17 protein-coding genes are annotated in these 12875 nt (G+C 68.8%); 14 read left to right on the forward strand and 3 right to left on the reverse strand.

Annotated elements, in window-relative coordinates; all coding sequences use genetic code 11:
* Nucleotides 1–46 precede the first annotated feature (46 nt).
* Genes hemA through IB230_RS12050 form a run of 8 tightly spaced genes read left to right on the forward strand, consistent with a single transcriptional unit; the run spans nucleotide 47 to nucleotide 6674 of the window.
* The gene (gene hemA, locus IB230_RS12015) at nucleotides 47–1327 is read left to right on the forward strand and encodes a glutamyl-tRNA reductase (RefSeq protein ID WP_192272471.1); all 1281 of its coding nucleotides are present in this window, start codon (nucleotides 47–49) and stop codon (nucleotides 1325–1327) included.
* On the forward strand, nucleotides 1305–2390 hold the full coding sequence (prfA, locus tag IB230_RS12020; protein WP_192272473.1) for a peptide chain release factor 1: 1086 nt from the start codon (nucleotides 1305–1307) through the stop codon (nucleotides 2388–2390). The genes hemA and prfA overlap by 23 nt, the downstream gene beginning before the upstream one ends.
* Complete coding sequence (locus IB230_RS12025) at nucleotides 2387–2836, forward strand: GNAT family N-acetyltransferase (RefSeq protein WP_192272475.1); 450 nt, start codon at nucleotides 2387–2389, stop codon at nucleotides 2834–2836. The genes prfA and IB230_RS12025 overlap by 4 nt, the downstream gene beginning before the upstream one ends.
* On the forward strand, nucleotides 2833–4560 hold the full coding sequence (locus tag IB230_RS12030) for a tetratricopeptide repeat protein (RefSeq protein WP_192272477.1): 1728 nt from the start codon (nucleotides 2833–2835) through the stop codon (nucleotides 4558–4560). The genes IB230_RS12025 and IB230_RS12030 overlap by 4 nt, the downstream gene beginning before the upstream one ends.
* A gap of 25 nt (nucleotides 4561–4585) precedes the next feature.
* Nucleotides 4586–5104 (forward strand): molybdenum cofactor biosynthesis protein B, encoded by a 519-nt coding sequence (moaB, locus tag IB230_RS12035; protein WP_192272479.1) that lies wholly within the window; start codon nucleotides 4586–4588, stop codon nucleotides 5102–5104.
* Nucleotides 5105–5120: 16 nt separating this feature from the next.
* The gene (locus IB230_RS12040) at nucleotides 5121–5459 is read left to right on the forward strand and encodes a helix-turn-helix domain-containing protein (RefSeq protein WP_192272481.1); all 339 of its coding nucleotides are present in this window, start codon (nucleotides 5121–5123) and stop codon (nucleotides 5457–5459) included.
* A 27-nt stretch (nucleotides 5460–5486) separates the two neighbouring features.
* Nucleotides 5487–6266, forward strand: a complete 780-nt coding sequence (gene ppk2, locus IB230_RS12045) for a polyphosphate kinase 2 (RefSeq protein WP_192272483.1) — start codon at nucleotides 5487–5489, stop codon at nucleotides 6264–6266.
* 3 nt (nucleotides 6267–6269) lie between these two features.
* Complete coding sequence (locus IB230_RS12050; protein ID WP_192272485.1) at nucleotides 6270–6674, forward strand: hypothetical protein; 405 nt, start codon at nucleotides 6270–6272, stop codon at nucleotides 6672–6674.
* A 6-nt stretch (nucleotides 6675–6680) separates the two neighbouring features.
* On the opposite strand, the gene IB230_RS12055 is transcribed toward IB230_RS12050, so the two are convergent.
* The 3 genes from IB230_RS12055 to IB230_RS12065 are packed head-to-tail and all read right to left on the reverse strand — an operon-like array spanning nucleotide 6681 to nucleotide 8793.
* Nucleotides 6681–6947 carry an acylphosphatase gene (locus tag IB230_RS12055; RefSeq protein WP_192272487.1) on the reverse strand — a complete coding sequence of 89 codons (267 nt, stop codon included), beginning with the start codon at nucleotides 6945–6947 and terminating at the stop codon, nucleotides 6681–6683.
* The gene (locus IB230_RS12060; RefSeq protein WP_192272489.1) at nucleotides 6947–7519 is read right to left on the reverse strand and encodes a TlpA disulfide reductase family protein; all 573 of its coding nucleotides are present in this window, start codon (nucleotides 7517–7519) and stop codon (nucleotides 6947–6949) included. The genes IB230_RS12055 and IB230_RS12060 overlap by 1 nt, the downstream gene beginning before the upstream one ends.
* The gene (locus tag IB230_RS12065; protein ID WP_192272491.1) at nucleotides 7516–8793 is read right to left on the reverse strand and encodes a YihY family inner membrane protein; all 1278 of its coding nucleotides are present in this window, start codon (nucleotides 8791–8793) and stop codon (nucleotides 7516–7518) included. Before IB230_RS12065 ends, IB230_RS12060 begins: the two co-directional genes overlap by 4 nt.
* A gap of 77 nt (nucleotides 8794–8870) precedes the next feature.
* Here IB230_RS12065 and wrbA point away from each other — a divergent pair, with 77 nt between their 5' ends.
* The 6 genes from wrbA to IB230_RS12095 all read left to right on the forward strand — a co-directional run bounded on the left by wrbA (nucleotide 8871) and on the right by IB230_RS12095 (nucleotide 12825).
* Nucleotides 8871–9467 (forward strand): NAD(P)H:quinone oxidoreductase, encoded by a 597-nt coding sequence (gene wrbA / locus IB230_RS12070; protein WP_192272493.1) that lies wholly within the window; start codon nucleotides 8871–8873, stop codon nucleotides 9465–9467.
* Nucleotides 9467–9799 carry a DUF2069 domain-containing protein gene (locus tag IB230_RS12075; protein WP_192272495.1) on the forward strand — a complete coding sequence of 111 codons (333 nt, stop codon included), beginning with the start codon at nucleotides 9467–9469 and terminating at the stop codon, nucleotides 9797–9799. The genes wrbA and IB230_RS12075 overlap by 1 nt, the downstream gene beginning before the upstream one ends.
* Nucleotides 9799–10503 (forward strand): hypothetical protein, encoded by a 705-nt coding sequence (locus tag IB230_RS12080; protein ID WP_192272497.1) that lies wholly within the window; start codon nucleotides 9799–9801, stop codon nucleotides 10501–10503. Before IB230_RS12075 ends, IB230_RS12080 begins: the two co-directional genes overlap by 1 nt.
* Before the next feature lie 20 nt (nucleotides 10504–10523).
* Nucleotides 10524–11009: an asparaginase domain-containing protein gene (locus IB230_RS12085; protein ID WP_192272499.1), complete on the forward strand. Its 486-nt coding sequence runs from the start codon at nucleotides 10524–10526 to the stop codon at nucleotides 11007–11009.
* Nucleotides 11010–11227: 218 nt separating this feature from the next.
* Nucleotides 11228–11746 carry a sigma-70 family RNA polymerase sigma factor gene (locus IB230_RS12090; protein ID WP_192272501.1) on the forward strand — a complete coding sequence of 173 codons (519 nt, stop codon included), beginning with the start codon at nucleotides 11228–11230 and terminating at the stop codon, nucleotides 11744–11746.
* On the forward strand, nucleotides 11743–12825 hold the full coding sequence (locus IB230_RS12095) for a FecR domain-containing protein (protein WP_192272503.1): 1083 nt from the start codon (nucleotides 11743–11745) through the stop codon (nucleotides 12823–12825). Before IB230_RS12090 ends, IB230_RS12095 begins: the two co-directional genes overlap by 4 nt.
* The last annotated feature ends 50 nt before the right edge of the window (nucleotides 12826–12875 follow it).

Raw genomic sequence — 12875 nt, forward strand, 5'->3', positions numbered from 1 at the left:
TGGCGGCCCTGATATGAGCCAGCAGCTTACTGCAAGCGCCTGAACGATGACGTTGTGGGTCCTCGGATTGAACCACCAGACCGCGCCGGTCGACCTGCGCGAACGCGTGGCGTTCGACGCCGGCACGGTGCCGCACGCATTGTCGTCGCTGCGGGCGCTGCCCGACGTGGTCGAGGCCGCCCTGCTGTCGACCTGCAACCGCACCGAGCTGTACGCGGTGGCCGAGGACGGCGATGTGCTGGCGAGCTGGCTGGCCACCCATGCCGAGGGCCTCGAGGGCTACCTCTACCGCCATCGCGATGCGGACGCCGTGCGCCATCTGTTCCGGGTCGCGATCGGGCTGGATTCGATGGTGCTGGGCGAACCGCAGATCCTCGGCCAGGTGAAGGACGCCTGGGCCACGGCGCGCGAACACGGTGCGCTCGGCAACCGCCTGGACCGCCTGTTCCAGCAGACCTTCGCCGTCGCCAAGCGCGCGCGCACCGATACCCGCGTCGGTGCGAACCCGGTATCGGTCGCCTCCACCGCGGTGCGCCTGGCGCAGAACTCCTTCGCCCGCCTCAGTGACTCCACCGTCCTGCTGGTCGGCGCCGGCGAAACCATCGAGCTGGCCGCCAAGCACCTGAGCGAAGGCAAGGTGCGCCGGCTGCTGGTCGCCAACCGCACGCTGGCGCACGCGCAGGAACTGGCCACGCGCCACGGCGGCTACGCGCTGCCGCTGACCGACCTGGAACGGCATCTGGCCGAAGCCGACGTGGTGTTCTCCGCCACCGCGGCGCGCGAGCCCGTCGTGCTGCAGGCCCAGGTCGCGGCCGCGCTGGCCAAGCGCAAGCACAAGCCGATGCTGCTGTTCGACCTGGCGGTGCCGCGCGACATCGAGGCATCCGTGGCCGAGTTGCCCGATGCCTACCTCTACACGGTCGACGACCTGGAGCGCGCGGTCGAGGACAACCGTCGCGGGCGTCGTGAAGCCGCCGATGCCGCCGAAGCGATCATCGATGTGCAGGTCGGGCGCTTCATGGAAAGCCTGCTTGCCGGCTCCCGCCAGGAGCCGCTGAAGCGCCTGCGTGCGTTGGGCGAGTCCACCCGCGAGGACGTGCTGGCCAAGGCGCGCCAGCAACTCGCCAACGGCCGCGAACCGGAGCAGGTGCTGGAGTTCCTCGCGCACACGCTGACCAACCGCCTGCTGCATCCGCCGACCGCGGCGCTGCGCGAAGCCGCCATGAGCGGCGACGGCGACTTGGCGCGCGCCGCCGACCGCCTGTTCCCCGCGCAGCCGCCCTACTCCCATCTGAAGAAAGACGATGACGCCGACGCTGCGCCGTAAGCTCGAAGCGTTGGCCGAGCGCCGGGAAGAACTCGAACGCCTGCTCGCCGATCCCGGCGTGATCGGCGACAGCGACCGCTTCCGCGCCTTCTCGCGCGAGTTCTCGCAGCTGGAACCGGTGGCCACCGCGATGGCGGAAGAGAAGCGTGCGCAGGCCGACCTCGCCGCCGCGCAGGCAATGCGCGACGACCCGGAGCTGGCCGAACTGGCCGACGAGGAGATCGCCGCTGCCCAGCAACGCCTGGCGCAGCTGGACGACGAACTGATGCTGTTGCTGCTGCCGAAGGACAACCGCGACGAGGGCAACCTGTTCCTCGAAGTGCGCGCCGGCACCGGCGGCGACGAAGCCGCGATCTTCGCCGGCGACCTGTTCCGCATGTACGCCCGCTATGCCGAGCGCCGAGGCTGGAAGGTCGAGATCGAATCCGACAGTCCCGGCGAACATGGCGGCTACAAGGAAGTGGTGGCGCGCGTCGTCGGCCGCGGCGCGTATTCCAAGCTGAAGTTCGAGTCCGGCACCCATCGCGTGCAGCGCGTGCCTGAAACCGAATCGCAGGGTCGTATCCACACGTCGGCGGCGACGGTGGCGATCATTCCGGACGTGGACGAGGTCGACGACATCGTCATCAATCCGGCCGACCTGAAGGTCGACACCTTCCGCTCCTCCGGCGCCGGCGGCCAACACGTCAACAAGACCGAGTCGGCGATCCGCATCACCCACGTGCCCAGTGGCATGGTGGTGGAATGCCAGACCGAGCGCAGCCAGCATGCCAACCGCGACAAGGCGATGAAGCGCCTGAAGGCGCAGCTGCTCGACGCAGAACGCAGCAAACAGCAGGCCGCGCAGGCGGAGACCCGCAAGCTGCAGGTCGGCAGCGGCGACCGCAGCCAGCGCATCCGCACCTACAACTTTCCGCAGGGCCGCATCACCGACCACCGTGTCGAGGGCCTTACGCTGTACGACCTGCCCAACATCATCCAGGGCGACCTGGACGAACTGATCGACCGCCTCGGCCGCGAGCACCTGGCCGACGAACTCGCACGGCTGACGGAGGCCGCATGACCGCCACGATCAGGAAAGCGACGCCGGACGACCTCGACACTGTCGCCCCGCTGTTCGACCTGTACCGTGTGTTCTACGGCAAGCCGTCGGATCCGGCGCTGGCCCGCGACTTCATCCAGGCGCGCATGGCGCGCAACGAATCAGTGATCCTGCTGGCGGAGATCGGGCGGGATACCGTCGGCTTCACCCAGCTCTATCCCGCCTTCTCGTCGGTCAGCGCCACCCGCACCTGGATCCTCAACGACCTGCTGGTAGTGCCGGAAGCGCGGCGCAGCGGCGTGGCCCGTGCATTGCTGGTCGCCGCCGCGGATTTCGCGCGCGACGACGGCGCGCTGCGGCTGGAACTGGAAACCGACCACGACAACGCGACCGCGCAGGCGCTGTACCACGCGATGGGCTGGACCGCGTACGACGGCACGCTGCGCTTCCGCCTGCCGCTGCGATGAGCCGCGTCGGTCCGGCCGTCAGCGAGCGTGATCGCCTGCGGCAGGCCGTGAGTGCGCAACCGCAGGATTTCATCGCCTGGGTCATGCTGGCCGATGCCGAACTCGACCACGGCGATGCCGAGGCCGGACTTCGCGCCGCGCAGCGCGCATTGAACCTGCGGCCACGGCATCCCGAAGCGCTCGCGCGACTCGGCCGCAGCCATTGGCTGTCAGGCCAGCACGTACAGGCCGCGCAGGCATTGAGCGAGGCCGCCGCGCAGGCGCCGCAGCATCCCGGCATCGCGCTGTGGCTCGGACACGCGTTGGAAGACGCCGGCGAGGCCGAAGCCGCCGCGCAGGCTTACGAACACGCCTACCGGTTGATGCCCGGCGAACCGATGTTCGCCGCCCATCTGCTCAACTGGCGCCGCAAGCTATGCGATTGGCGCGACCTCGACACGCTGTCGGCGCAGGTGCGTCGCGCCGTGCGTGAGGGGCATGGCGTCGTCGAACCGTTCGCGTTCCTCAGTGAAGACGCGAGCGCGAACGAGCAACTCGCCTGCGCCCGCCAGCGCGCGCAAGCGATAGCCGCCGTCATCCGTCCGTTGCCGCTCGCACCTCGCGCAGCAGAAGACGCACCGCTGCGCCTGGGCTTCCTGTCCAACGGTTTCGGTGCGCATCCCACCGGCCTGCTGACGGTGGCGTTCTTCGAGGCGTTGCAGGTGCAGGAAGCGGTGTCCACGCACCTGTTCGCGCTTACACCCGATGACGGCGGCCCCATCCGGCAACGGCTGACCGCCGCGACGCAGCTGCACGACGTCGCCGGACAATCGCATGCGCGCATCGCGCAGGCCATCCGCGACCAGCGCATCGACGTGCTGTACGACCTGCGCGGCTGGGGCGGCGGCGGCACGCCGGAAGTGCTGGCGATGCGGCCCGCACCCGTGCAGGTCAACTGGCTGGCCTATCCCGGCACGTCCGGGGCGCCGTGGATCGATTACGTGCTGGCGGACCGCTTCGCCCTGCCCGATACGCTGGTGCCGTCGTACAGCGAAACCGTCGCGTATCTGCCTGGCGCCTTCCAGCCGTCGGACACGCGCCGCTCGATCGACACGCCGCCTTCGCGCGAGGCCTGCGGCCTGCCCGCCACCGGCGTTGTCTTCGCCTGCTTCAACAACAGCTACAAGCTCAATCCACGCAGCGTGTCGCGCATGCTCGATGTGCTGGCGAACGTCGACGGCAGCGTGCTGTGGCTGTTGTCCGGACCGGGCCGGGCCGACGAGCGCCTGCGCGCAGCCGCGCAGGCGCGCGGCATCGATCCCGCGCGACTGGTGTTCATGCGCAAGCTGCCGCATGCGGAGTACGTGGCGCGCTACCGGCACGTCGACCTGTTCCTCGACACGCATCCGTACAACGCACACACCACCGCGTCCGATGCGCTGTGGGCGGGCTGTGCAGTGCTGACCTGCCCGGGCATGACGTTCGCCGCGCGCGTCGCCGGCAGCCTCAACCATCATCTCGGCCTGGGTGACATGAACGTGCCCGATGATGCGACGTTCGTCGCCACCGCCATCCGGCTGGGTCGCGATGCCGATGCGCGCGCCGCCCTGCGCACCCGCCTGCAGACCGCGATCACCCACGCACCGCTGTTCGACATGCCCCGGTTCGCGGAAGGATTCGCCGGCATCGCCCGGCGCATGGCTGACCGGCACCGCAAGGGCCTGCCGCCCGCGCCACTCGACTGACCCGCGATTGCGCTACCCTGCCGGCATGAGCCATGCCGATGCCTTGATCCCGCTGCACCTCTGCGTGCTGACCGTTTCGGACAGCCGCACCCTCGCCGAAGACCGCTCCGGCGACTACCTCATCGACGCCCTCACGCAGGAAGGTCATCAGCTGCACGAGCGCGCCCTGCTGCCCGACGACCGTTACCGCCTGCGCGCGCAGGTCTCGCAGTGGATCGCCGATCCCGCCGTCGACGGCATCCTGGTGACCGGCGGCACCGGCTTCACCGGGCGCGACTCCACGCCCGAAGCGCTGCTGCCGCTGCTCGACAAGGAAATGCCGGGCTTCGGCGAACTGTTCCGCCATGTCAGCGTCGAAGAGATCGGCACGTCGTCGCTGCAGTCGCGCGCGTTCGCCGGACTGGCGAACCAGACGTTCATCTTCTGCCTGCCCGGTTCCACCTCAGCCTGCCGCACGGCGTGGGAAAAGATCATCCGTGCGCAACTCGATGCGCGCACGCGACCGTGCAACCTGGCCACGCTGCGTCCCCGCCTGAAGGAATGAGCAAGGAGAGCCTGCGATGTCCCTCGATGCCACCCTGCGTCTGCTCACCAAGGCCAGCGGCCTGACCGCCGCCGATCTCGCCGCCGCCATCCCGCGCGCCGGCGTGGCCACGGTGAAGTCCTGGCTCGCCGGCGAGAAGATGCCCGGCGGCGACCAGCTCGCCGCACTGGCGCGTGCCTTCGGCATCCCGGCCGGCGCACTGCTGTCGGAACTGGCCACGACGCTGGACCCCGCCCGCACGCAGGGCGAACACGACCTGCTCGCCGCCTACCGCGCGCTCAACACGCGCCAGCAAGGCGCATTGCTGGAAGTCGCCCGCGGCATGGCCGGGCACAAGGCCCGCCGCAAGCGCTGATTCCCCACCACCGCACAGGATGCCGCGATGAAACCGCTCAAGCGCAAGGACTACGAAGCCCGGCTCAAGCCGCTGCAACTGGAACTGGCGGCGATGGCGCGCTGGGCCTCGCACTGCGGCGCCCGCATCGTGGTGGTGATGGAAGGCCGCGACACCGCCGGCAAGGGCGGCGCGATCGGCGCGATCACCGAGCACCTCAATCCGCGCCAGTGTCGCGTGGTGGCACTGCCCAAGCCGAGCGAGCGCGAAGCCACGCAGTGGTATTTCCAGCGTTACATCTCGCACCTTCCGGCGGCCGGCGAGATCGTCCTGTTCGACCGCAGCTGGTACAACCGCGCCGGCGTCGAGAAGGTGATGGGCTACTGCACCGACGAACAGCACGCGCGCTTCCTGCAACAGGCGCCGGTGTTCGAGCGCGGCATCACCGACGACGGCATCCTGCTGTTCAAGTACTGGCTGTGCGTGGACCAGGCGCAGCAGGAAGAGCGCTTCGCCGAGCGCGCCGACGAACCGCTGAAGAGCTGGAAGCTGTCGCCGATCGACCTGAAGGCGCGCGAGAAGTACGCCGACTACACCGCCGCGCGCGAGACCATGCTCAAGGCCACGCACACCAGGCACGCGCCGTGGACGCTGGTCGACTTCAACGACCAGCGCAGCGGGCGGCTGACGTTGATCCGTGACCTGCTCGACCGCCTGCCCGACACGCAGGTGCCGCTGGAACCGCTGGGCCTGCCGCCGCTGAAGGGCAAGCTGCACAAGGAGCGCTACGGCGTGCTGAAGCCGATCAAGCCGCAGCCCGGCGGCTGATCGATGCGGTTGCCCCTGATGGCCACGCTGTGGCTGCTCGCTGCACCCGTACTGGCGCAGGATGCGCCGCCGCAGGAGGATGCGTCCGCAACCACACTGGATACCCTGGTCGTGCGCCCGGAGCCGGAGGAAGTGCTGGATCTCTACCGCTTCGAGAATCCGGTGGATGTCGAGCCGACGGCGTTCGGGCGCAGTTGGAAGGAACCGACCAGCCTGGAGCAGTTGGGCAAGAACGGCGGCATCGTGCCGGTACTGGTCGGACTCGCCGCGAAAGGCATCCAGGCCGGCGCGCGCAAGATCCCCGGCTGGAAGGAGCCGATGCAGGCCGTTGTCGCACGGCCGCCACCGCTGGACGAGGAACAGCAGGCACGCGCCCTGCGCCTGCACGACGCCGGCGAGCCGCGGTGATGCGCGTCAGCCGGTGACGAAACCTTCGTTCACCGGCATCGTCCACGCCTCGCGCACGACCGCATCGACGCGCGCGGCAGGAGGCCCTAGGCGCAACCACGCTTCCAGCGCATCGAGCGCCACGGCATCACTGTCGACGATCACCTCCACGCGACCATCCGGAAGATTGGTCGCACGACCGGACAGGCCGAGATCCAACGCACGCTCGCGTGTCGAGGCGCGATAGAACACGCCCTGCACCTTGCCGCTGACCAGGAAGCGGGCGCCCGCCATCAGGCCTTCGCTTTCGGACCACCGGCAGCCGCAATGGCCGCTTCGATCTCCTTGCCGGTCACCGGGCCGAGGAACTGCTTGGCGACCTTGCCGTCCGGCGCGATCAGATAGGTGAGCGGCAGGCCGCGCGGCGTGGCGAAATCGGCCGGCGGGTTGTACACGTCGAGGATGGCGATCGGATACACGACCGGCCGTTCGGCGAGGAACGCCTTCAGTTCGTCCGCTTCGATTTCCTCGTAGGCGAGACCGATCACCTCGATATGCTCGTTGTCCTTGTCGAGCGCGGACAGGTCGGGCATTTCCTTCAGGCAGGGTGCGCACCAGGTCGCCCAGAAGTTCACCACCACCCACTTGCCGCGCCGGTCGGCCAGCGCGTACTCGGCACCGTCCAGCGTCTTCAGCTGCAGCGTGGGGATCTCCGCCGTGCGATCGGCCGGCTTCTGCGCGGCGGGATCGATGGCCTGCACGTGCGCTTCGATCGCCGGACCGGCGACCTCGGCAGGCGCCGAGCCGGCATTGCAGGCCGCCAGCGTCAGCACGAAAGCCAGCGACAGGGAGGAAACGGACTTCATGCAGGCTCCTGGTTGGATTCGACGAACAGGTCGCTGACGCGCTTCTTCAACAGTTCGCGCAAGGGCATGCGCAGGTCGTCCAGCGCGGCGCGCGCGGCGCGACCCAGCACATCGTCATGGAACGGAAGATGCGCTTCGGCGACCGGGATGCGCAGCTGGCAGGCTTCATAGAGATCGCACAAGGTCAGGTCGTCCAGATCGCGCGACAGCAGCCATTCGCCTTCCTCGTCGCGACGCAGCAGGTTGATGCCGGACAGCTGGCCCAGCATCTGCTGGATCAGCGAATCGGTCAGCATCGGTTCCATCGCCAGGATCTGGTCGCTGTGCAGGCCGCGACCCTGCTCGCGTGCCTGCGAGAAACGGCCGAGCATGCGCAGCAGCCCATACAGTTCGTAGCCCAGCGGCAGGCGCATGGCGACCGGCTGGTAGCGGAAGGCGGCCATGCCCGACGCCAGCGATGCGCCCAGCAGCACCGCGACCCAGCACAGGAAGATCCACAGCAGCAGGATGGGCGCGGCCGCCACCGCGCCATAGATCTTCTGGTAGGAATTGAAGCTGCCCAGATAGAGACCGAGGCCCCACTTCGCCAGCTCCAGCAGCACCGTCGCTAGTAGCGCACCCGCCACCGCATAGCGCCACTTGATGGTCCGGTGCGGCACCACGCGGTAGATCACCACGATGGCCGCCAGTTCGATCAGCACCGGCGCCACGCTCAGCGACAGCGCCTGCAGCCATTTGCCGCCGCTGGTCGCGAACACCGGCAGCGCATAGAAGCGCGCGGACAGCGCCAGCGAGGCCGCCGCCATAAGCGCCCCCAGCGTCAGCACGGTCCAGTACACCAGGAAGCGCGACAGCTTCGGCCGTGCGCTGTGCACGCGCCAGATGCGGTTGAAGGTGGTCTCGATGCTGTTGAGCGTGATCAGCAGCGACGCCACCAGCGCGATCACGCCCACTGCGGTCAGCTTGCCGGTGTTGGCCAGGAAACCGTCCAGGCGCTCCTTCAGGCTCACCGCCGCGCCGGGCAGGAAATTGGCGAAGATGTAGTCGCGCAACTGCGCGCTCCATTCCTGGAACACCGGGAATGCGGACAGCACGCCGAATACCACCATCGCCAGCGGGACGAGCGCGAACAGGGTGGTATAGGCCAGCGAACCGGCGGCCTGGAACAGGCGGTCGTCGAGGAAGCGCTTGGCCAGGAAGCGGAAGAACGTGCCCATCCGCGCACGGTCGCGCACGCGGTCGGTCCAGCGGTTCAACGTATCCAGGGGCTCCATGGGCGGAAGGGTAACCGATGCGTCACGGGTCCGACATCGCCGATACTAGGCGCCTTCCACGCAATGAAGATGGCCCGATGCCCGAGATCCTGGTGCTCTACTACAGCCGCGGCGGGTCCGTGGCGCGGCTGGCGCGGCAGATCGCGCGCGGCATCGGCGAAGTGGACGGCATGTCCGCGCGCCTGCGCACCGTGCCACCGGTGGCGGCGGTGACGCAGCAGGCCGCACCGCCGGTACCCGAGGATGGCGCCCCCTACGTGGACAAACAGGACCTGGCCGAGTGCAGTGGCCTGATCCTCGGCAGCCCCACCCGCTTCGGCAACATGGCCGCGCCGGTCAAGCACTTCATCGACGGCCTGGGCGCGGAATGGGCCAGCGGCACGCTGGTCGGCAAACCGGCGGCGGTGTTCACCTCCACCGCCACCCAGCACGGCGGCCAGGAATCCACCCTGCTGTCGATGCAGGTGCCACTGCTCCACCACGGCTGCGTGATCGTCGGCATTCCGTTCACCGAACCGCAGCTCAGCACCACGCGCACCGGCGGCACGCCGTACGGCGCCAGCCATGTGGCCGGTGGCGAGGACGATCCGCATCCCAGCGATGAAGAAGCCGCGCTCGCGCGTGCGCTCGGCCGTCGCGTCGCGGACATCGCGCGCCGGCTGGAGCCGCGCTGATGGACCGCTCGCGCCTGCTGCTCGCCGGCCTGCTGCAACTGCTGGCCATCCTGTACGCGGTATGGTTCTGGGGCGACCGCCAGTACACGCTGGCGCTGCTGGTGTTCTCGCTGCCTCCGTTGCTGTTGATGATTGGCGTGATGGCGCGGCGGCGGACGGCGGCGTTCTGGGCCGGCGTGTTCGCGCTGTTCTGGTTTTCGCATGCGGTGATGGTGGCGTGGGCCGATCCGGTGAAGGCAAAGTTCGCCTGGGTGGGTATCGTGCTGTCGATTGGGATCGTGCTGGCGACCAGTTGGCCGGCGTTCGCCAAACGGTTCGGCAGGAAGGGCTGATGCGCTTCGTCGCCGCGCTGCTGTTGTGCCTGCTGGCGCCCTGCGCGTGGGCGCAGGAAGACGCGGTCTGCGAGCCCGGCGAACCTGAGCGCGCGGAGAATCGCGACGGCAGCGTGCTGACCGTGCAGACCGAATGTGCGTCGCCCGAGCTGCGTCGCTATGTCGCCACGCTTACTTGCGACGGTGGCCGCGTGTGCGACCGGCTGGAGGTCACCCAGGAGGTGGTCTACAACAGCATGGGGAACATAGGCCTGATCGACCTGGACGAGGACGGGATGCACGAGGTCGAGGTCCGCGGCATGTGCGGCGCCGGACCGAACTGCGAGGGCAACGTCTACCGGATCGACCCGGCCACGCGGACGCTGCAGCACTTCTTCAGCGGTGGCTATTACGAGCTGCAGGTCATCGACGGCTGGCTGGTGGAGGCCGGACGCAGCAGCTGCTGCAGCTGGGAGTTCCACCTGTGGCAGCTGGATGCACCGCACGCGCTGCCGCTGGAGTACGACAACATGGACCTGATGGTGCAGGTGGGCGCCAGCGGCGACGCGGACACCGTCGAGGGCGTGGTGTGCACGTTCCTGCGCCAAAGCGGCGATAATTCGCAGGTGGTGGCCCCGCCCTCGCGCGCGCTGGAACGGATCTGCGAGCACTACGGCGAGGCCTACGAGCTGACTTCCCCCGATACAACGCCTGGCGCGCCGTGAGCGCCGGCAGGAGCCTTGAGATGGACGAGCTGCTGATCGTCACCACCGGTGGCACGATCGACAAGATCTACTTCGACGACAAATCCGACTACCAGATCGGCGACCCGCAGATCGGCATGATCCTGCGCGAGCTGGGGGTGACGTTCCGTTTCACGGTCATCCCGATCCTGCGCAAGGATTCGCTGCACATCACCGACGAGGACCGCGAGCTGGTCCGCGCGACCATCGCGGCGCAGTCGACGAAGCATGTGCTGGTCACGCACGGCACCGACAGCATGGTGCAGACGGGCCATGTGCTGGCGTCGATCCCTGACAAGACCATCGTGATGACCGGCGCGCTCAGCCCGGCCCGCTTCCGCGGCTCGGACGCCGAGTTCAACATCGGCTGCGCCATCGGCGCGGTGCAGTCGCTGCCGTCGGGCGTATACATCGCCATGAACGGACGGATCTGGGATCCGGCGAAGGTGCGGAAGAACGTGGCGGCGAACCGGTTCGAGGCCGTTTGACGCTGCGAAGCGGCTGAGCATCATGAACGACAGGGCCCGCGCATGCGGGCCTTGTCGTTGAAGGGCCGGAGCGACGCCTCGCCGCCCCCTTGCCCGTGCGGCCGGCACCCGGATCGGAATCGGGGCACAAGGATGCCCACCGGGCCAAGGCCGGAGCATCCGATGACGCGATTGGCGCCCTCGTGCGTCTTATCCTGCGTCGACCCACAGGAGCGCCCATGCCAAGCCGGTCCGCCACGCCCTCGCACCCCACGTTCGAGCAGCTCAACCGTCGCTTCCGCCCGGCGTTGATGGCGTTCTTCCTGCGTCGTCTCGGCCACCACGCCGAAGCCGAGGACCTGACCCAGGAGGTGTTCGTGCGGCTGGCCAGCGTGGATACCGACCGCATGGATTCGAGCGAGGCCTACATCTTCCGCATGGCCGCCAACCTGCTCCGCGATCGCAGCCGCCGCGAGAAGGTGCGCTTCGACTACCGCGCGACCGCGCAGGCCGAGGAAGACGCCAATCTCGACCTGCTCGACCCCTCGCGCGTCGCGGCCAGCCGGCAGTCGCTGGAAGGCGTGGCCACGGCCCTGCGCGAACTGCCCGAGGACACCCGCATCATGTTCGTGCTGTATCGGCTGGAACACCTGGACAGGCGTGATATCGCCGCCGCCTTCGAGACGTCGGCCAGCACGGTCGACCGCCACCTGGCCCGCGCCATGGCCCACCTTGCCCGCAGGATGGGGGACGCATGAACCCGATCGACGACATGGACGCCGACCCCATCGATGTCGCCAGCCATTGGTGCCTGCAACTGGCCGATGGCCGCCTGCAGGGCGATGCGCTCGCCCGCTTCCAGGCCTGGCTGGACGAGGATCCGCGCCACCGTGCCGCCTTCGATACGGTGGCCAGGACCTGGCAGGCCTTCGATGCCTCGCCCGCGGCGCCTTCGTTGATGGCCATGCGCGAGGAAGCGCTGTCCCACTACGCACGTCGCCAGTCGCGTCGCTGGCGACGCCCGGCGGGCATGCGCCGCCCGATGCTTGCGGCGGTGGCGGCGTGCCTGCTGCTTGCCGTCGCTGGATGGGGATGGATCCAGGCGCAGCCCGACGTCTACCGCACCGGTCTCGGCGAGCGCCAGCTCGTGCGCCTGGACGACGGCTCGCAACTCTCGCTGGATGCCGATACGCAGGTCGAGGTGCGCTACAACCATGACCGCCGCCAGCTGGTGCTGCGCCAGGGTCGCGCGCGCTTCCAGGTCATGCGTGATCCGCTACGCCCCTTCAGTGTCTCCGCAGGCGATCGCACCGTGGTCGCCACCGGCACCGAGTTCAGCGTCGAACTGCTGGCGGCACAGGTGCACGTGGTGCTCTACGAAGGCAGCGTCGACGTGCTGCCCCGGGATGCCGCCGCCTCCCCGCCGCCGTCAGCATCGCCCCCGTCTCCGTCCACCGTCCACCGCACCCGGGAGATGCGCCTCGTGCCCGGCCAGGAACTGGTCGCAGGCATCGACGCGGCCGACGCCCGCATCCGCGAGGTCGATGCGCCGCGCACGCGCGGCTGGGAGAGCGGGCAGCTGTCGTTCAACGATGAGCCGCTCGGCCAGGCCATCGAGCGCATGAACCGCTATGCCGGATCGCACGTGCTCGCCACCGGCGACGTTCCCAGCGCCTCGCTGCGCATCAGCGGGACATTCACGGCAGGAGACAACGAGGCCTTCGTGGAAGGCATCACCGGCGTTTTCCCGGTCACGGTCCGCGAAGAAGGCCCGCGCTATGTCTTCGTCCAACGCCCCGGCACGTCAACGCCAGAGGAGAAGATGACAACACAGTGACGCGATCGCGCAGCTGGTGCGTCTTACCCATGGACGCCACCACCACCTTG

Origin of the sequence: Pseudoxanthomonas sp. PXM01 (genome assembly GCF_014851815.1) — a bacterium.
GTDB lineage: Bacteria > Pseudomonadota > Gammaproteobacteria > Xanthomonadales > Xanthomonadaceae > Pseudoxanthomonas_A.